Annotated in this window: 18 protein-coding genes; 3 read left to right on the plus strand and 15 right to left on the minus strand. The window is 46.2% G+C overall.

Going from position 1 to position 20,528, the window contains the following annotated elements:
* The 3 genes from HUX68_RS08250 to HUX68_RS08260 all read left to right on the plus strand — a co-directional run bounded on the left by HUX68_RS08250 (position 1) and on the right by HUX68_RS08260 (position 3,382).
* On the plus strand, positions 1-828 hold the full coding sequence (locus HUX68_RS08250; protein ID WP_174614377.1) for a phosphosulfolactate synthase: 828 nt from the start codon (positions 1-3) through the stop codon (positions 826-828).
* A 640-nt stretch (positions 829-1,468) separates the two neighbouring features.
* Positions 1,469-2,311, plus strand: a complete 843-nt coding sequence (locus tag HUX68_RS08255; protein ID WP_174614378.1) for a YitT family protein — start codon at positions 1,469-1,471, stop codon at positions 2,309-2,311.
* A 21-nt stretch (positions 2,312-2,332) separates the two neighbouring features.
* Entirely contained in the window at positions 2,333-3,382 is a 1,050-nt protein-coding gene (locus HUX68_RS08260) for a dipeptidase (protein ID WP_174614379.1), read from the plus strand.
* Between the two features lie 98 nt (positions 3,383-3,480).
* Here HUX68_RS08260 and HUX68_RS08265 read toward each other — a convergent pair whose 3' ends face one another.
* The 15 genes from HUX68_RS08265 to HUX68_RS08335 all read right to left on the minus strand — a co-directional run bounded on the left by HUX68_RS08265 (position 3,481) and on the right by HUX68_RS08335 (position 20,489).
* Positions 3,481-4,674: a pyridoxal phosphate-dependent aminotransferase gene (locus tag HUX68_RS08265; RefSeq protein ID WP_174614380.1), complete on the minus strand. Its 1,194-nt coding sequence runs from the start codon at positions 4,672-4,674 to the stop codon at positions 3,481-3,483.
* 57 nt (positions 4,675-4,731) lie between these two features.
* Complete coding sequence (gene ilvA, locus HUX68_RS08270; protein WP_174614381.1) at positions 4,732-5,688, minus strand: threonine ammonia-lyase; 957 nt, start codon at positions 5,686-5,688, stop codon at positions 4,732-4,734.
* 36 nt (positions 5,689-5,724) lie between these two features.
* Positions 5,725-6,306, minus strand: a complete 582-nt coding sequence (leuD, locus tag HUX68_RS08275; protein WP_174614382.1) for a 3-isopropylmalate dehydratase small subunit — start codon at positions 6,304-6,306, stop codon at positions 5,725-5,727.
* 13 nt (positions 6,307-6,319) lie between these two features.
* Positions 6,320-7,726, minus strand: a complete 1,407-nt coding sequence (gene leuC / locus HUX68_RS08280; RefSeq protein WP_174614383.1) for a 3-isopropylmalate dehydratase large subunit — start codon at positions 7,724-7,726, stop codon at positions 6,320-6,322.
* A 21-nt stretch (positions 7,727-7,747) separates the two neighbouring features.
* Positions 7,748-8,854, minus strand: coding sequence for a 3-isopropylmalate dehydrogenase (gene leuB / locus HUX68_RS08285; protein ID WP_174614384.1), 1,107 nt, complete (start codon positions 8,852-8,854; stop codon positions 7,748-7,750).
* Positions 8,855-10,411: a 2-isopropylmalate synthase gene (locus tag HUX68_RS08290; RefSeq protein ID WP_174614385.1), complete on the minus strand. Its 1,557-nt coding sequence runs from the start codon at positions 10,409-10,411 to the stop codon at positions 8,855-8,857.
* Positions 10,398-11,441, minus strand: coding sequence for a ketol-acid reductoisomerase (gene ilvC, locus HUX68_RS08295; RefSeq protein ID WP_174614386.1), 1,044 nt, complete (start codon positions 11,439-11,441; stop codon positions 10,398-10,400). The genes HUX68_RS08290 and ilvC overlap by 14 nt, the downstream gene beginning before the upstream one ends.
* A 183-nt stretch (positions 11,442-11,624) precedes the next feature.
* The gene (gene ilvN / locus HUX68_RS08300; RefSeq protein WP_174614387.1) at positions 11,625-12,143 is read right to left on the minus strand and encodes an acetolactate synthase small subunit; all 519 of its coding nucleotides are present in this window, start codon (positions 12,141-12,143) and stop codon (positions 11,625-11,627) included.
* The gene (gene ilvB, locus HUX68_RS08305; RefSeq protein ID WP_174614388.1) at positions 12,140-13,861 is read right to left on the minus strand and encodes a biosynthetic-type acetolactate synthase large subunit; all 1,722 of its coding nucleotides are present in this window, start codon (positions 13,859-13,861) and stop codon (positions 12,140-12,142) included. The genes ilvN and ilvB overlap by 4 nt, the downstream gene beginning before the upstream one ends.
* Before the next feature lie 725 nt (positions 13,862-14,586).
* Entirely contained in the window at positions 14,587-16,266 is a 1,680-nt protein-coding gene (gene ilvD, locus HUX68_RS08310; RefSeq protein ID WP_174614389.1) for a dihydroxy-acid dehydratase, read from the minus strand.
* 25 nt (positions 16,267-16,291) lie between these two features.
* On the minus strand, positions 16,292-17,260 hold the full coding sequence (locus HUX68_RS08315; protein WP_174614390.1) for a bile acid:sodium symporter family protein: 969 nt from the start codon (positions 17,258-17,260) through the stop codon (positions 16,292-16,294).
* Positions 17,261-17,426: 166 nt separating this feature from the next.
* Entirely contained in the window at positions 17,427-18,212 is a 786-nt protein-coding gene (locus tag HUX68_RS08320; RefSeq protein ID WP_174614391.1) for a carbon-nitrogen family hydrolase, read from the minus strand.
* Between the two features lie 82 nt (positions 18,213-18,294).
* Positions 18,295-18,852: a helix-turn-helix domain-containing protein gene (locus HUX68_RS08325; RefSeq protein ID WP_174616390.1), complete on the minus strand. Its 558-nt coding sequence runs from the start codon at positions 18,850-18,852 to the stop codon at positions 18,295-18,297.
* 42 nt (positions 18,853-18,894) lie between these two features.
* Positions 18,895-20,247, minus strand: a complete 1,353-nt coding sequence (locus HUX68_RS08330) for a tripartite tricarboxylate transporter permease (RefSeq protein ID WP_174614392.1) — start codon at positions 20,245-20,247, stop codon at positions 18,895-18,897.
* 2 nt (positions 20,248-20,249) lie between these two features.
* Positions 20,250-20,489 carry a hypothetical protein gene (locus HUX68_RS08335; protein WP_174614393.1) on the minus strand — a complete coding sequence of 80 codons (240 nt, stop codon included), beginning with the start codon at positions 20,487-20,489 and terminating at the stop codon, positions 20,250-20,252.
* Positions 20,490-20,528 lie beyond the last annotated feature (39 nt).

A 20,528-nucleotide genomic window follows, 5' to 3' on the forward strand; every position in this document is an offset into this window, starting at 1 on the left:
ATGAGTAACGAAAGAGCTTTTCAACAAATCCGTATGAATAAACGTCAGGAAAAACCACGTAAACGGGGTATTACTGAAATTCGCGGGCCATACTATGCGGTAATGGGCAAACGCTATTTGCAGGATATACTGGAAACGATGGGGGACTATGTTGACATTCTGAAATTTTCAGGCGGAGCGTTCACCCTGTATCGTGAAGAGCAACTCAAAGAACTGCTGGATTTGGCGCATCAATATGATGTTAAAGTATCGACAGGCGGATTCATTGAAACTGTACTGACGCAAGGGCCTGAAGCGGTTGATCACTATATCAGTGAATGCAAACGGGTCGGCTTTGATATCATTGAGATTTCAACCGGCTTTATCACGATGCCAACCGATGATATCGTCCGGCTCGTTGAGAAAGTGCAAAAAGCAGGATTACTCGCCAAACCGGAAATCGGCGTACAATTCGGTTCCGGCGGCACCAACTCTGTTGAGCAAAACGAAGCATTGGGCACTACCGATCCGTCACAAGCAATTCAAATCGGGAAACGCTGCCTGGATGCCGGCGCCTATATGCTCATGATCGAATCAGAAGGCATCACCGAGAGCGTCCATGAATGGCGCACCGGAATCGCCACACAATTCGCCCGCGAGCTCGGCACCGAAAACATTATGTTTGAAGCAGCCGATCCGGATGTCTTTTCCTGGTATATTAAAAACTACGGCCCTGACGTTAACGTCTTCGTCGACCACAGCCAGATCGTACAATTGGAAACATTGCGCCGCGGTATTTGGGGCACTAATGACCTGTGGGGCCGCGTCATCACCTATGATGGCGAATAATAGAATAGTATTGCATCTTGTATATGGAAGCCGGGCATGGCTGGATGCCCGGCTTTTTTATGTGAAGTGTGCTAATGTCTACCAGGTTGGGACATTTGTCTCCCGAGTTTTGGGTGCTGTCTCCCGACTTCTTGCCGTTCTCTCCCGAGTTTGAGGCGCTGTCTCCCATTTTAGTGTTCTTTACATCCAATCTTGCCTGATTTACGCAATCGTGTCTGCTTTCCTTTATTAGACGGCTTTTATGTATTCGAAAGCCCGGCAGCACATCCTGCTTCCGGGCTATTGATTGCGGATTTATTAATATAAGTTCAAAGCTAAGGTGGCGAGCACAAATGCTACGAGGGGTATATACCACAGTATATCCACTGATCTCCGCTTAGCTGTATTTCCTTTACCTTTCATAAAGAAATACCCCCTGTCTAAAAATCAGTTTTTGTTCAATGACAAGATTTAGTTTAATACGGATATATAAAAATAGCAATACCTTTTTGAGATTTTTTATAAGAAAATCCGCAGACGTTTACACCCTGTTTTATCAGGGCTCATTCGGGTAAATTTCTTATAGTGAAATGGTTGCCAAAAAACGAATTTTTCTATATATTGTCCACATCTGCATCATGATGAAAAGGGGAGTGTTGAAATGGTAAACAGGACAACTAAAGATGTGCTTCTCATTGTGATTGGCTCGTTTATTTTTGCCTTTGGAGTCAATTATTTCGCCATTCCGAACCGTTTGTCAGAAGGTGGTGTCATTGGTATTACCATTGTGACCTATTACCTGTTTGAATGGTCGCCCGGTATTGTCAATTTTGTACTTAACAGTCTGTTACTTGCTATCGGGTACAAGTTTTTCACGAAACGCGTTATCATATATACGATTATCTCCATTCTGTTCTCATCCCTTTTTCTTCACATTACAGTGGACTGGGGAAAAGAAATAAATGATGACACGCTCCTGGCAGCTTTGTTCGCCGGACTGACCGTTGGAATCGGGCTGGGCTTCATTTTCCGTGCCGGCGGGACTTCCGGAGGTTCGGCTATTTTAGCACGAATGGCCAATCAGCTGCTTGGCTGGAGCATCGGAAAAGGCATGCTTGTCATTGATATTCTTGTCATAGCCGGTTCCGCTTTTATCATTGGCCAGGAAAAAGCAATGTATACACTTGTATCCGTTTATTTGGGGGCAAAAGTAATCGATGTTATTGTCGAGGGCGCAAATGAACGGACATCCGTATTAATTATATCGCGTCAGCCGGATGAAGTACTTAATCAGGTCACAACAAAAATGGCCCGCGGAATCACCATTCTTGAAGGCCGCGGCGGTTATTCCCAAATCGACAGGGAAGTGCTTTACCTTGTTATCAACAAGCACGAAATCGTTCAGCTGAAAAAGATTATTGAAGATATTGATCCGGATGCCTACGTCACAGTTCACAGTGTACAAGAGATTTTCAGAAAGGGTTACAAAGGTGAAAAACATTAAATGAACAGGGAGGAAAATTATATGGTCAACTTTCCAGTTTTTGACGGACATAATGATACAATTTTGCGGCTTTATTCAGAAGCGGACAAAAACCAGTCCTTTTTTGACGAAAGCCATTTCCATATTGACATGCCAAAAGCGCAACAAGGCAATTTTGGCGGTGGTTTTTTCGCGGTATATACCCCGAATGAAAACTATGCAGTGGAGCCTGAACAATTTTTGACGAAAAACGGCTATGATGTCCCGCTTCCACCGCAAATTGATCAATCATACGCCATCAGACACACAAATGCTTTGGCAGCAAAACTGTTTAAAACGGAAATGGAATCAAACGGGCAATTTAAAGTCGTGCAAACAGCCGGTGAATTGGCATATTGTCTGGAAAATAACATTGTTGCAGCTGTTTTTCATATTGAAGGTGCAGAAGCGATTGATACGGACTTTGACGCGTTACATGTTTTGCATCAGGCGGGGCTTCGGTCACTCGGCATCGTCTGGAGCCGCCAAAATATGTTCGGGGAAGGCGTTCCATTTCGCTATCCGGCGTCACCGGACATTGGCGGCGGTCTGACAGCCGCAGGAAAACAACTCGTACAGGAATGCAATCAGCTTGGAATTATGATTGATAATACCCATTTGAATGAAAAAGGATTCTGGGATGTCGCCAGCATTACAGACGCTCCGATTGTTGCCACCCATTCGAATGCCCATGCACTCTGCCCGATTTCACGTAATCTGACTGATAAACAGTTGAGAGCGATTAAGGAATCCAATGGAGTTGTCGGTATAAACTATGCGGTGAATATGCTCAGGGAAGATGGTGGACTCGGCACGGACATTTCGCTTGATGAAATCGTTCGGCATGTTGCATACATTGCTGAAAAATTCGGCGTTGACCATGTTGCACTTGGATCAGACTTTGACGGCACACATGTCCCGGACGAGTTACAGAATGCAGCCGGTCTGCCAAAATTGATTGAACGGATGAAGGCACATGGTTTTAATGATGAGGAACTTCACAAAATCACCCATCAAAATTGGGTGCGTGTATTGCGTGATACGTGGAAATAGGATTCTTTCAATCGTATGAGGATAATTTCGGATTTTCACACAAGTTCAACTGTGAATTTGAAGTAAATAATTCCACTGATAAAGAAAACAGCCGGCAATCATGCCTGGCTGCTTTCTTTATTAAACATTCCCAACTTCCCAATCCGTTCAACTGCCTCTTCCAGACGCTCCTCATTATCAAGCAGTCCGACACGGACGTAGCCTTCTCCTCTTGAACCGAAACCATTGCCGGGAGCAACGACTACATGTGTTTCTTCGAGCAGCAGATCAGCAAATTCCTCGGATGTATATCCATTTGGAACCGGAAGCCAAGCAAAAAAGGTGCCTTTTGGGGCTTCTGCTTCCCAGCCGATCCGCTCCAGTGCCTTAACAAAACGTTGTCGTCTCATTGCATATGTATCCACTAACTCCATGGCACCGGATTGATCCCCAAGCAAGGCCTCAGCTGATGCTTCCTGAACACCGCCAAACAGGCTGCAGTACATGTGATCCTGAATGAGATTAATACTTTCAATCACAGACTGGTTACCAACTGCGAATGCAACTCGCCATCCCGCCATACTGTATGCCTTTGATAAGGTATAAACTTCAATACCAATATCTTTCGCTCCTTCCGACTGCAAAAAACTTACCGGCTTTTGTCCGTCAAATCCAATGGTCGCATAGGCAAAATCATGGACAGCGCAGATATCATGTTTTTTGGCAACGGAAACAGTTTCATCAAAAAATTCCCGGCTCGCTGTGGCCGCAGTCGGATTATTCGGATAGTTCAGCATCATCAGCTTAGCCCGCTCCAGATCCTCTGCTGACAATGCGTCATAATCAGGCAGAAAATCGTTTTCTGAAAGCAATGGCATAAACGCTGTTTCAGCATCCGCCATTGACGTTCCTGACAGATAATCCGGATAGCCCGGGTCCGGCAACAGTGCCAGGTCACCCGGGTTCAACAAACATTGACTAACTTCCACCAAGCCGGCTTTTGCTCCAAATAAAACAGCCACTTCAGTTTCCGGGTCAATCCATACATCATACTCCCGTTTATAAAAGTCGGCAATCGCTTTTTTCAGGTATGGAAACCCGCGAAATGGAGTGTATTTATGATTCTTCGGTTTGGCTGCGGCATCCTGCGCGGCCCTGACAATATTATCAGGTGTCGGCAAATCAGGATTCCCTTGTCCAAGATTAATAACATCATATCCCTGGCTTATTTTTTCCTGTGTTTTTTTTACCAATTTGGCAAAAAATTGTTCCGGCAATCGTTTCAGCATTTCGGATTGTTCAAAGTTTCGCATGCTGCTCCCCCCTGGTTGGTGTTATCATATCGATGATTTGCCCCATTGTAAAGGATTTCAGGAAGCTAACACACTTTTGGCTGCAGCCAGCTTCTGAATTTTTGGAAGCGTGCTGATATCCAGATTTCCACCGCTTACCACCACACCGCAATGACGGGAGGAAATAGTATCATGGTATTTGAACAATGCCGCCAAAGATGCTGCACCAGCACCTTCCAGCAGTGTCTTATTTCGTTCCAGCATATAAACAATCGCCGCAGCTATTTCCTCGTCGCTCACTGTCACAATATCATCCACTACATTACGGATAATCGGCAGTGTGTGGCTGCCCGGCTGTTTGACCGCAATGCCTTCAGCGATTGTACTTACCGTGTTCAGTTTTTCCACCGTATCCCGTAGATAGCTGGAATACATGGCAGCTGCACCGGCGGCCTGTACGCCAATCACCCTGATGGAACGATTGACATGTTTGGCCGCAGTTGCAATCCCGCTGATCAGTCCGCCACCGCCAATCGGTACAATTATTGTATCCAGGCGGTCTTCCTGCCGCAGCATTTCCATGGCAATCGTTCCCTGCCCGGCCATAATATCCTCATCATCAAATGGATGAATATACGCTGCACCGGTTTCTTTCTGCCGTTCAAGTGATGCCTCATACGCTTCCTGGAACGACTCACCTACAAGCACGACTTCTGCTCCATAGGACTTTGTTGCATTGACTTTAGTGGTTGGTGTTGCTTCCGCCATAAAAATGGTTGCCTGGGTGCCCAGTTTGGCGGCCGCATAGGCAACCCCCTGTGCATGATTGCCGGCTGATGCGGTGATCACGCCGTTCACCAATTGTTCCTTTGGAAGCTGCATCAATTTGTACGTTGCACCCCGGAACTTAAAAGCACCCGTTTTTTGCTGGTTTTCCATTTTAAAATGTACTTTTTTTCCTACCCGATTATTTGTTGTCGTTGATGAAAGTAATGGAGTACGGTGCACAAATGGCTCCAATTTTTTCCATGCCATATGCACCGTCTCTCCTGTTAAGCAATTCCCAAGATTTTACACTCCTTTTGTTTCAAATTGACTTATTTTTTCTTCCAATTTCAATGTCAGGGCAATATCATCCCAGCCATTCATCAGCTTTTCCTTATGATAAGGATCGATGGAAAAAGGAATAACCTGCCCTTCATCCATAATCTGTTCCGTGGCCAGATTGACATCCAATGTCAGACCGGATGTTTCAGCCCGTTCCAGCCACTCATTGACCTGTGCTTCATCCATTTTCACTGGAATGATCCCATTTTTTAATGCATTGTTGTAAAAAATATCGGCAAAACTTGGCGCAATGATGACTTTGAAACCATAATCCAGCAGCGACCATGGTGCATGCTCGCGTGACGAGCCGCAGCCAAAATTTTCGCCTGCCAACAGAATGGAGGAACCGGCAAATTGCGCTTTGTTCAAATTAAAATCCTCCCGCTCGTTACCGTCCTCATCATACCGCCAGTTATAAAACAGAAACTGTCCAAACCCGGTACGTTCCACCCGTTTCAAAAACTGTTTCGGAATAATTTGATCTGTATCAATGTTGGACCGGTTTAACGGCAACACACTTCCTGTATGCTCCTGAATTGCTTCCATGACTAGCCACCTCCTATTGCAGAACTCCAGTATATTTGCGAACATCGACAAAATGTCCTTCAACTGCCGCTGCAGCAGCCATTTCCGGACTAACCAGATGCGTTCGGGCACCATTTCCCTGGCGTCCTTCAAAATTACGGTTCGATGTTGATGCACATCTGCCGCCTGGTGGAACAACGTCATCATTCATTGCCAGGCACATGCTGCAGCCGGCTTCCCGCCATTCAAATCCTGCTTCTTTGAAAATTTGATCCAGTCCTTCTTCTTCTGCATTCAATTTGACCAGAAATGATCCAGGTACAACGATGGCGCGCACATTCGAATTTACTTTTTTACCGCGCACAACTTCAGCGGCCTTTTGTAAGTCACCAAGCCGCGAATTGGTGCATGACCCGATAAACACATGATCAATTTCAATCGATGTGATCGGCTGATTTTCTTCCAGTCCCATGTAATCAAGTGCCCGCTCTACATCTTCCTTATGATCCACTTCCGCAAGTGACGGCGTCGAACCGCTTACAGGTACACACATTCCAGGGTTGGTTCCCCAAGATACCTGCGGCTCTACTTCAGAACCTTTTATGGTAACCGTGTGATCGTAAACAGCCCCTTCATCTGTCCGAAGATCAAGCCACTCATCGGCAAGCACATCAAACTGTTTACCCTCAGGCACATTCGCCCGGCCGCGCAGAAATTCAACCGTTTTTTTATCCGGACTGATCAGTCCGGCACGTGCGCCGGCTTCGATTGACATATTACAGACCGTCATCCGTCCTTCCATTGACAGGTTACGAACCGCTTCCCCGGTATACTCGATTACATACCCTGTACCGAACCTCACGCCGAACTTCGAAATAATTGCCAGAATCAGATCCTTGGCAGTTACCCCTGGACCAAGATCGCCATCAACATGGACATTCAATGTTTTCGGTTTTTCCTGCCACAGCGATTGCGTTGCCAGCACATGTTCAACCTCACTTGTGCCAATCCCGAACGCCAGTGCACCAAAGGCTCCGTGTGTCGATGTGTGACTGTCACCACAAACAATTGTTTTGCCCGGTTGTGTCAAGCCGAGTTCCGGTCCGATAACATGCACGATACCCTGCTCCGGATGATACATATCGGCAAGTGTGATACCAAAATCCTTACAATTCCTTTTCAAGGTTTCCATTTGTTTGACCGATATTTCATCTTTGATGGATTCCCGGTTTCTCGTCGGTACATTATGATCCATCGTCGCGTATGTCAGATCCGGCCGGCGCACATCCCTTCCATTTAGGCGCAACCCTTCGAACGCCTGTGGTGAGGTGACTTCATGAATCAAATGCAAATCAATATACATAAGATCCGGTTTGCCCTTTTCCTGATGCACCATGTGCTTATTCCATATTTTCTCAACAATTGTTTTCGGTTGGCTCACATTAATCTCCTCCTTTCTGTTTTAGAAATATGAACTGCAAATACTGTCAGAAACACTCTTCGTCGTCAGATTATCAACAACCAGTTCCGTCATTTCCTTCGTTCCGACCAGCTTTCCGCCTGCCTGGTTCAAATCGGCTGTATGATAGCCATCGTTCAGTGTCCGGTTGACTGCTGCTTCGATTTCCGCAGCCTCTTCTTCCATACCGAACGTGTGACGAAGCATTAAGGCTGCTGACAAAATCATGCCGACCGGATTAGCCATGCCTTTTCCGGCAATATCCGGTGCTGATCCGTGGACAGGTTCATACAATCCGACACCGTCCGAGCGGAGACTTGCTGATGGCAGCATACCAAGTGACCCAGTCAAAACCGATGCTTCATCACTTAAAATATCACCGAACAGATTTCCAGTTACAATGACATCGAAATGATCCGGGTTTGTCACCAGTTTCATTGCTGCTGCATCGACAAGCATGTGTTCAACCGTTACATCAGGATATTGTTCCTTTTTCGACTCAATTACTTCACGCCACAGTCTGCTTGACTCAAGCACATTGGCCTTATCAACGGAGGTCACTTTACCTTTGCGGTTCAGGGCACTTTGAAACGCTTTATCAGCGATTCGTTCAATTTCCCATCGCTCATAGGACAATGTGTCAACGGCGGCGTCACCATTTTTGCGTCGTTCGCTCGGCTTGCCAAAATAAAGTCCACCGGTCAATTCCCGCATAATCAAAATATCGCTGCCACTAATTACTTCTTCTTTTAGCGGGGAAACGTGTGCCAGTGCCGGAAAACTTTTGATTGGCCGCAGATTCGCAAACAACCCCAGCTGCTTGCGAATCCCCAGCAATCCTTTCTCAGGACGCTTGGATGCCGGAAGATTATCCCACTTTTTGCCGCCAACTGCGCCCAGCAACACTGCTTCGGCCTGCTGACAGGCATTCAGCGTTTCTTCCGGAAGCGGTGTATCATAACGGTCAAGCGCGTCGCCTCCGATTGCGTGTTCATGAAACGCGAAACAATGTCCAAATTCAGTGGCGATTGTATTTAATACAAATTTAGCTGACTCCATCACTTCCTTGCCGACTCCATCCCCTGGCAGCAGAACAACCTGTTTATTCATTTAAAATCCTCCTTTAGCAGCCGTTTCTTTCGGCTTTGATTGATGAAACTGAATCATGTAGCGGTTTACCGCATTTAAGAATGCATTTGCCGATGCCTCGACAACATCCTGTGCTGTACCCCGGCCATTCATCGATTCGCCGTTTACATTAAGCTGAACATGTGACTCAGCAAGTGCATCCTTGCCACTTCCAACGGAGTTCAGCTGGTAATTGGTCAATTTCAATTCCTCTTCTATCAAACTATCAAGTGTATTGTACAAAGCTTCCACACTGCCCTGACCGGTACGCGCTTCCTGCATCTGGTTGCCGGCTGGTGTCGTCAGCGCAACGGTTGCTGTTGGAATGTTTGTTGTTCCGTACTGGACCTGGAACATGTCAAGACGATATTTTGCAACTCCAGACTGATCGGTCCTGATTTCCATCAGAATCGTAAAAATATCATCATCGGTCACTTCTTTCTTCCGATCCGTAAGCAATTTGAACTGTTTAAATGCCTTTTTCAGATTTTCTTCCGTAAGTTCAAACCCTAAGGTCTTCACTTTATCCTGAAATGCATGACGGCCGGAATGTTTGCCAAGGAACAAAGTATCTGGCTGAACACCGACCATTTCCGGTGTAATAATTTCGTACGTTTCTTTGTTTTTCAAAACACCATCCTGGTGAATACCTGCTTCGTGTGAGAACGCGTTACGTCCGACAACCGCTTTGTTCGCCTGCACATACATGCCAGTTAATTTTGCAATCAAATCACTCGTCCGTTTGATCTCATTCAGCTTGAGTCCAGTGGTGTACGGATAGAAATCAGAACGAATTTTCAATGCGACGGCAACCTCTTCCAATGACGCATTACCGGCCCGTTCGCCAATCCCGTTGATTGCCCCTTCCACTTGTGTGGCTCCATTTTCCACGGCGGCAATCGAGTTCGCAACCGCCATTCCCAAGTCATCGTGGCAATGACAGGACAGGTCCACCTGATCAATGTTCGGCACGGTGTCCTTGATAAATTTGAACAATTCACCGTATTCTTTTGGTGTCGTATAGCCAACTGTATCCGGCAGGTTAATGACGGTAGCACCGGCATCAATCACTTGTTCAATGATTTGTGCCAAAAAGTCCCAATCGGAACGGGATGCATCCTCTGCTGACCATTCCACCTGCGGAAATCTTTGGCGGGCATACCGGACAATCCCGGTTGCCGTTTCAATAACCTGCTCCGGTGTCTGTTTGAGCTTGTGGGTCATATGAATCGGTGATGTAGCAAGGAAAATATGAATGCACGGTTCTTCGGAATTTTTCAATGCTTCCCACGCTGTATCAACATCTGATTTCACTGCTCTCGCCAATCCTGTTACAGAAGTTCCTTTTACCGTATCCGCAATTGCCTTCACTGCTTCAAAGTCACCATTGGAGGAAGCTGGAAACCCAGCTTCCAACCGGTCAACCCCCAAACGTTCCAGCTGTTTGGCAATTTCCAGTTTCTCCAATTTATTCAGGTTGACTCCAGGCGACTGTTCCCCGTCTCTCAACGTTGTGTCAAAAATCTTAATTTGAGGCATGAACTTTCACATCCTTTTGTTTTTCTTCGTTAGCTTGCAGTGGCTGTTTGACAAAAGGCATTAAGGCACGGAGCTCCTTTCCAACTTTTTCGATCGGATGCGCGTTTTCTTTTGCATTGGTTGCGTTAAATTGCGGGCGATTTGCCTGGTTTTCCAAAATCCATCCTTTGGCAAATTCACCTGATTGAATTTCGGAAAGGACTTCTTTCATTCTTGCTCTCGTTTCGTCATTTACTACACGCGGGCCGGAAACGAAATCACCCCACTGTGCTGTGTCGGAAACGGAATACCGCATGTTTTCAAGCCCGCCTTCATATAGCAGATCAACAATCAGTTTCACTTCATGCATACATTCAAAATAGGCAACTTCCGGCTGATATCCTGCTTCGGTCAATGTTTCAAAACCTGATTTGATCAGATTGGTAAGTCCGCCGCAAAGTATTGTCTGCTCACCGAACAAATCAGTTTCCGTCTCTTCCTGAAAAGTAGTTTCCAGTACGCCGGCCCGTGCTGCACCAATTCCCTGTGCATAAGCCAGTGACAATTCCTTCGCATTTCCCGTAACGTCCTGGAATACACCATACAATGCGGGTACCCCGGCACCCTCTGCATATGTGCGTCGCACCAGATGTCCCGGTCCTTTTGGTGCTACCAGAAACACGTCAACATCAGACGGTGGTACAACCTGGTTGAAATGAACGTTAAACCCGTGGGCGAATGCCATTGCACTTCCTGATTTAAGGTTCGGTTTGATACTTTCTTCGTAAACCGTCGGCTGATGCTCATCCGGAAGCAGCACCATGACTACCTCTGCCTCTTTGACCGCATCTGCCACGGATTTTACGTCAAATCCATCATTTTCCGCTTTTTGCTGTGATTTACCAGGTCTCAGTCCAACAACAACATCATTGCCGCTGTCCCTTAGGTTCTGTGCATGTGCATGCCCCTGTGACCCATATCCGACCACTGCGACTTTCTTACCCTGCAATACCTCTTTGTTAATATCCTGATCATAAAGTACTTTTGCCATTTGAATCATCCTCCTAATTTTGGTTTGAAATTTTTATTTGGTAGCCTCTCCTGTGTGTTGATCACTCAGGTTTTGAGCTTCTATCAGCAGTTTCGTTGTTCTATCGGCGAATTCTTGTATTCTATCAGCGAATTCGGCTGCTCTATCGGCGAAAATCCCACTTCTATCGGCAACTCATTAATTCTAAACTGGAAAACTGTTCATTTCCGCAATCTGCTGTGGCTGCTGTCCGCGTAAAAATGCGGTAACGCCGGTTCGTGATAACTCTTTAATCCCGTACGGCCGAAGCAGTGCAATGAGCGCCTCCACCTTATCCGGTTTCCCGGTTACCTGAATGGTCAGGCTGTCTTTGGATACATCAATGATGGAAGCGCGAAACGGATTAATGATGCCCTGAACTTCTGACCGCAACTGTCCGCTTCCTTTCACTTTAATGAGCGCCAATTCCCTGGCAACAATTGCTTTATCAGTAATATCCGAAACCTTCAGTACATCAATTTGTTTGTGAAGCTGTTTCGTCAGCTGTTCCAGTTTTTGATGATCACCGACATCCACGACGAAAGTCATTTTTGATACACCTTCTGTTTCCGAAGTGCCAACCGAGATACTCTCGATGTTAAACTGCCGCTTGTGGAGCATCCCGGTAATCCGGTTTAATACTCCTCCGCGATTTTGAACAGTAGCACTTATAATCCGTCTCATCTTGTCACCCCTATCATTTCATGAATTCCTTTGCCTGGTGCAATCATCGGATAAACCAGTTCATCCGGGAGAACCCGAAAGTCGGCAACTACAGGTCCGTCATGTGAAAAAACTTCCTGCAACACTTCCGGCGCTTCTGATTCCGTTTCAGCCCTTACTCCATGGATACCGTAGCATTCAGCCAATTTAACAAAATCAGGATTCGACGGGAAAATCGATTCCGAATAGCGTTTGTTATAAAAGCTGTCCTGCCACTGTTTCACCATGCCTAGCGCCTGGTTGTTGACAATGATGACTTTTACCGGTAAATTCCGTTCGCTAACAACAGCCAATTCCTGACTTGTCATTTGAAACCCGCCATCACCGACGATTGCTACAACCAGATCATCCGGTGCTCCGAGTTGTGCCCCGACTGCTGCAGGAAATCCAAATCCCATTGTTCCAAGTCCGCCTGACGTTACCCAGCGATTCGGTTTTTCCATCGTGTAGTACTGTGCTGCCCACATCTGATGCTGCCCAACGTCGGTTGTTACGATGGCCTTCCCGTCCGTCTGCTGGTAAATCTGCTCCGTCAGCCACTGCGGAGAAATTGCTTTATTCGAACGATCATACCAAAGCGGAAACTCCTTTTTATTTTTTTCAATCCGCTCAAGCCAGCTTTCACGATTGGTCTTGGTAACCTGTTTCCCCAGCAAAACCTTCAACGCTTCGATCGCATCGGCAACTACCGGAATTTCCGTTGCAACATTTTTGCCTATTTCAGCGGGATCGATATCGATATGAGCAACTTTCGCCTCCGGTGCAAAATGCTTCAAATTTCCGGTTAGCCGGTCATCAAATCTGGCCCCGATGTTAATCAGTAAGTCACTCTCGTAGATTGCCGTATTGGCAGCGTATGACCCGTGCATGCCCGCCATTCCAAGTGAAAGGGGTGCTGTTCCGGGAAACGTTCCAAGGCCGAGCAATGTTGTTGCTACCGGCAGCTGCCATTTTTCGGCAAACTCTCTTAATTCAGCTGATGCACCGGAAAACTGAACACCTGCTCCGGCGATTACTACCGGTTTTTCCGCACGTTTCAACGCATCTGACAGTTTTTCGACCTGGAGCGGATTTGGACGCTTTGTCGGTTTATATCCCGGTAAATGGAATTCACTGGATAATTCTTTTGTTGATACGTTGGCGGAAATATCTTTTGGAATATCGACAACTACTGGTCCCGGACGTCCTGTAGACGCGATATGAAATGCCTCGTTAACTATCCGGGGGAGCGATGCCAGCTCCTTAACCTGGTAATTATACTTGGTGATCGGTGTTGTGATTCCAAGCACATCCGATTCCTGAAATGCATCGGTTCCAATCACGCCGGTTGCCACCTGACCGGTAAAAATGACGAGTGGCAATGAGTCCATCATCGCGTCGGTGATTCCGGTGACTAAATTTGTCGCCCCCGGTCCGGATGTTGCCAGCACAACGCCGGGCTTTCCTGTGACCCGTGCATATCCTTCTGCCGCATGAATCATGCCCTGTTCATGCCTGCACAGAACATGTTCAAACGATGCATTGCTGCGGTACAAAGCATCATAGATTGGCAGAACCGCTCCGCCCGGATAACCGAAAATAGTATCGGCACCCGCTTCCACGAGGGCATCAATCAATACATCTGCCCCTGTCTTCTGTTCAGTTACAAATTCCATTTCAGGTTTCGCCTCCACTTTCACTTCAACATGCCTCCTTATGCTAAATTACAGAATCATTGCCGGCTGGTCAGCATGCAGCACATTGCTTTGATCCTATTATGCTTCCTACGAAAAAAAGACCCTTCTCTCCACACACATCCGCCTATAAGGCAGAATGTCAGGGGAGAAAAGAGTCTCTTTTCACGGTACCACCCACATTTACAGCATCCTCGCGAACACTGCCTCGCCAGGCTGTCAGCCAGCCCATTTGATAACAGGTATTCCAGTGAACACCCGGCCGGACCTAGTAGGGACAATCCCCGTTCAATCCGGCACTCAGGGAAGATGTCGGAACATCATGCACTTCCGGGCTTCCAGCAACCCCGGCTCTCTGTGAATGCATGTGATATGCTCCTTTATTCCCGTCATCGAGTTAAACTTTTATAATTGATAATCAAGAGTCTGAAAATTTAATATTGCCGACAATGTTATAATGTTTTGGCTAAAGAGTCAACAGTTTTTGAAAAGTTTTTTGATACTTTTGATAAGTGGAAAATATTGAATGCGTTTACAATGTTGTTGTGTGAATAAATATATGTTCATATTACATTTCTGTTACAAAGACGGCCGACTGTCCGGTCTGCAGCCTAATTAACTCAAAATTATTTTTGAACAATATATAAATGATGAAGTTCGTAAACAACATACAGCTGATACCGAAAAACAAATGAGCCCCGGCAAGAGATACCGGGGCTCATTCGATAAATTTATTTAAAATCTGTTACTGCGCCTTTAGATGAACAGGAAACCATATGTGCATATTTTCCCAGTACACCTTTTTTGTACAATGCCGGTGCTGTCCAGTCAGATTTTCTGCGTTCCAGTTCGTCAACTGACACTTCCATCGAAATTTCTTTTTTGTCTGAATCGATGGTGACAATATCCCCTTCCTGCAGATAGGCGACCGGACCTCCGTCCTGTGCCTCCGGTGCCATATGACCAACGACCAATCCATGGGTACCTCCTGAAAAGCGTCCATCTGTTAGCAGCGCGACTTTTTCACCAAGCCCTTTCCCAACAAGCAGGCTGGAAATCGACAGCATCTCCGGCATTCCCGGACCGCCTTTCGGTCCGACATAACGGATTACCAGCACATCGCCTTCGTTGATTTTGTTCTCACCAACAGCCTTAGCCGCTTCATTTTCCGTATCGAACACGCGTGCCGGACCGGTATGTCGGCTGACTTTCACACCAGAAACCTTTGCCACTGCACCACGCGGAGCAAGATTCCCTTTCAACACTATCAGTGGACCATCTGCACGTTTCGGATCACTGAATGGCATAATAACTTTTTGATCTTCGTGCAGTGCAGGTGCCTCCGCCAAATTTTCAGCTACCGTTTTACCGGTTACCGTCAGACAATCACCATGAAGATAGCCTTCCTCATAGAGCAGCTTCATGACAGCCTGTACACCGCCTGCATTGTGCAGATCCTGCATGACGTACCGGCCGCTTGGCTTCATGTCAGCCAAGTGCGGAACTTTTGGCTGCAGCCGGTTAAAGTCGTCAATCGTCAAGTCCACATCAGCTGCATGGGCAATCGCCAGCAGATGAAGAATAGCGTTTGTTGACCCGCCAAGTGCCATCACGACGGTAATCGCATTTTCAAACGCCTCTTTCGTCATAATATCTTTCGGATAGATACCACGCTCAAGCAAGTGGTATACAGCCTCACCAGCTGCTTCACAATCCGCGGCCTTGGCTTTTGACTCGGCCGGATTGGAGGAGCTCCCGGGCAGGCTCATCCCCATTGCTTCCATTGCGGACGCCATTGTGTTCGCGGTATACATACCACCACATGCACCTGCACCCGGACATGCATTACACTCAATCCCTTTTAATTCCTGGTCATCAATATCACCATTGTTATGCTTGCCGACACCTTCAAACACCGACACAAGATCTATGTCTTTTCCGCGATATGAACCGGGGGAGATGGTCCCGCCATAAACAAATATAGCCGGCACTTCGCTGTTAGCGATGGCAATCATACAGCCGGGAATGTTTTTATCACAGGCACCGATTGCAACAAGACTATCGAGGCTTTCCGCACCAACGACCGTTTCGATGGAATCACCAATCAAATCCCGGCTTGGTAAAGAATAGCGCATCCCCTGCGTTCCCATCGAAATACCATCGGAAACAGTAATCGTATTGAACATAAACGGTACGCCGCCAGCATCCTTAGCACCCTTTTTGGAACTTGCCGCCAAATCATTCAGGTGGATGTTGCACGGGGTCACCTCACTCCATGTGCTGGCTACACCAATCATCGGCTTTTGAAAATCTTCATCCGTCACACCAACCGCACGCAACATAGCCCGGTTTGGCGCTCTTAAAGAACTCTCACTGAATACACTGCTTTTAATCCGCAAATCTTTTGTCATCGTTGACCACACCCTTCTGTTTTTATCAAACAACTTTTTTATTCTTGTCTTCCGCTTTTTCTGAAACATCAACACTTCTTTTTCCCCACCAAGTAGCCAAAATCGGTCCGGAAATATTATGCCAGACACTGAACAATGCACTTGGCACTGCAGCAATCGGGGCAAAATACATCACAGCCAAGGTGGAACCAAGTCCGGAATTCTGCATGCCGACCTCAATCGACAATGCCTTTTGGTCGGAAAAATCAAGTTTAAGCAGCCTTGCTCCCAGAAACCCGATAAGTAATCCAAATAGATTATGCAGCACAACAACCGTGAAAATGAATATCCCCGAGGTTGCAATATTTTCCGTGTTGAGTGCAACGACAGCGGATGCCACAGCAACAATCCCGACAACCGATACAAGCGGAAGTGCCTTAACACTTTTCTCCACCTGTTTCCGGAATAAAAGTCGAACCACGATGCCGAGCACAATTGGTACCAGCACTATTTTTACAATCGACAGGAACATATCCCCAGCAGATACCGGCAGCCACTGACTTGCAAACAGAAGCATTAGTGCCGGCGTTAGTATCGGTGCCAACACAGTGGACACAGCCGTAACCGATACAGATAACGCAGTATTTCCTTTCGCTAAGAATGTCATCACATTTGAAGCCGTGCCACCCGGACAGCATCCGACAAGGATTACCCCGACAGCCACTTGCGGCGGTAGTTGAAAGACAGTTGCAAGCCCATATGCCAGCAGCGGCATTACGGTATATTGCATTGCAACCCCCGCAATAACGACTTTCGGTGCTTTAAATACACGTTTGAAGTCATCAAGGGACAACGTAAGCCCCATTCCAAACATAATCACGCCAAGCAGCAATGCGATATATGGCGCAATCCAGGTAAATCCTCCCGGGAAAATGAAACTGAGTACCCCAAACAGAATCACCCAAAAAGCAAACGTATTTCCAGCAAATGTACTAACTTTCTCAAGCGTTTTCATGATGTCGCCTCCCTTGTAAGTATATTAAACTACCAATATTCGAATAATTTAATATAAAATTCTACCACTTTCATGTAAACTTGAAAAGCTATTTTTTTCAAAAAAATATACAGATGAGCCGGGTAAACCGACTGCATCTGCATTCACAACAGAACTTACATTATTTTTAATAAAATTCCGGAACTCTGCTCGAAAAGACAGGCACTTCCTTCCTGACTTTTTTGGCAATGTCCAGTGAAATGGTGGAATTAATGGTTTGTTCACTAACGCCATCTCCTTCAGCCTGAACCGTTCCCCACGGATCAATCACCATCGAATTTCCGGCGTATTCGACATCGTTATATGAACCAATACTGTTACTTGATACGACGAACATCTGATTTTCAATTGCTCGTGCCTGTTGCAATATCCGCCAGTGCTCTTTACGTGCTGCCGGCCATTCTGCCACAACATGAACAACTTGTGCTCCACCAAGTGCGAGTTTTCGCATCAATTCCGGAAAGCGAAGATCGTAACAAATAATAAGCCCCATCTTCACACCGGCCAGTTCAAAAACTTCCGCATGGTTTTCTCCACCAGCCAAGTATGTTGGTTCATCAAGCATCGGGACGAGATGAATTTTGTCATAACGATACACAACCGTTCCGCTTCGATCGATTGCAATACTGGAATTATAAATCTTTTCGTTCTTTTTATTCGCAAATGAGCCGCCAATGATGTTCACATCATGTTTTTTTGCCAAATCGCACAAAAAGGTACTCGTCGGTTCTCCATCCGAATCAGCATATTGCGGCAAATCAGGCAGGGTATACCCTGTTGTCCACATTTCCGGCAGCACAGCAATATCCGGATTTTCATGAGCAACTGTTTTCTCCAGCCAAGCAGCTACTTTTTCCCTGTTCGCATCAGGGTTTCCCGGAATCACTTCCATCTGACAAATACTGTATTTCATCCAAATCCCCTTCCACGCTAATATTTTTCGACAAAACTAGGATTATGCCTGCTGTCAATTGTTGAATCACAAGTACTCATAGTCAGTCGATAAAAACAGTCAGCACTTTGGCCGGCTTGTTATCAACAGGAATGAACAGGTGCTGTTTTTCACCCTTGAAATGGGCGCTGTCACCTTTTTCCATAAAGTGTCTGGTCCCATCATAGAAAAGATATATCGATCCTTCCAATATAAAAATAAATTCATCCTGTGTATGGGTATACGCTTCATGCCGCACATTCGAATCCTTTGGAGTGACATAAACAATCGTCGGTTCAATCCCTGTAAACTGCGAACGGTTTGCCAGCAGTTCATAGGAGTAACCCATATTTTCATCGCCCACCCTTGCTTCCCGTTCCTGTTTATGAAGCAGCACAAGGTCCTGCTCTTCCTGATTGTCAAGAATCCAGGTGAGCGGAACATTTAATGAGTCACTGATTTTGGATAGTGTTGCAATGGCAGAAGAGGTTTGTCCATTTTCGATTTTTGACAATAAGCTTTTGGATATAGCACATTCATCTGCTACCTGCTGCTGCGTCTTTTTTTGCTTTAACCGTAATTGTTTAATTTTTTTTCCGATATAATCCAGCTTGATTGCAATCCTCTCCTATTCCGCTCAATTATGTACCTGCAGTTCATTTCCTCAGCTGAACAAGCCAAGCATCCATGGTGCTGCATATAAAATCATAAACATCACACCATAGTTGACCCCTTTTCTGTGCAGCAAACCGGCAACGAGCGCGATTAAAATCGTCCCGAAGATATTCAGCACGCCAGCGTCCATGAATGCAAGCATAACAACTAGACCAGCGAACAGTCCAATCAACGCTTCGTGTGGAACGAACCTGAATACGAATGCACAAATCTGGCTTGCATATTTTATTGTAACAAAATACGTGATGACAAGCGCGCATACTGCTCCAATAATCGTTGCTGTCATGATTTCACCCTTCGAAAGGATGTGATGAATATTATGTTCAGGGGTAAAAACAGGTGGTGCATTGAACAAACCTGCTGCAGGGCCAATTGCCATCGGTGACAACGGCAATCCAATCGCAATCAGCGGAATGAGTGTCCCAGAAATATACGATGCGTTCGTCAGGCCATCCATCGTCGAAATCGCTCTGGACGCACGTTTAACAGGATCCTTAATATGTCTGGAAAGTACTTCCCCAAGAAATACGGTCATTCCTACAGGCGAAAGAAAAAACGTTACGGACCCAATAAAACTCCCGAACGCTGCTGAGCCGGTTTCCCTGCCTGTCAAAATTTTAAACGGGTTCGGAATCCCCTTTTCCTTCACCGATTTTTTTAAGGCAATCTCTTTGTCGCCAAGTCCGGATAATTTTTTACGTTTCTTCTTGCTTAACAGCTCAAATAAGGTAAAAGCAATCGGACCAATCGTAATCCCGAGAAAAAACGACACAAAGACGGTGGTGTCTTCAGGAACAATGTCCAATCCCCAGTACAGATGGCGCAACCCCTGAATCATCAGGGCAAACGGAACAATGATTGCTAACGATAATAATTTATTGCGGGTCATCAGTGCCAGAAACACTGCTCCAAGGAAAAAGATAAGCCCGGCATACTTACTGATTTCATCCGCATATGGAATAATCAGGCTGGCAATTAAAAAACTGACCGGAATGGAAACAAATGTCCCAACAACCGAGCCCGATGCCATTTTTTTGATACTGACTTCCGGCAGACCATGCCTTTTCAGCACCATCGCATGCTCGACCATTGGTGCAGCCATAACTCCGCCTGGAATCCCTGCTACCGCCACAGGTATGGAGTCGGTTAATTTTTTTGCAACAATTGCGGAAATGAAAAATGCAAGTATTATATAAGGGGATACTTCCAGCAGTGCCAGTGCAATCGTAACCGGAGCCAGAACAGCCGTTTCATCAGTTCCCGGCGCTATCCCGATGATTGTGTACAAAGCAGCCCCGCCGATACTTGCCAACACCATCTGCAAAATCAGCATCATATCCATCGTTATTCCTCTTCCCCTTCCATTGTGGTGATCCTGCGCTTCGGTTTTATGATAATGCTGCTGATGATAAACCCTGCCGCTCCGCCGATAAGACCATAAATAAGCGGCTGTGGCGGCTCATTTGGTGCCAAAAGATAGCCGCCAAGCGCAAAAGCAATACAAAGGAACATGGAGATACCGAGATCTTTAATTTTGACATTGTCCCCCCATATATCCACGTAGTTTTTATTCTCTTCCCCCATTTGCAAAATCCCTTCATTCGAAAAAACTGATTTAGAATG

This window comes from Virgibacillus ihumii (genome assembly GCF_902726655.1).
GTDB classification, from domain to species: domain Bacteria; phylum Bacillota; class Bacilli; order Bacillales; family Amphibacillaceae; genus Lentibacillus; species Lentibacillus ihumii.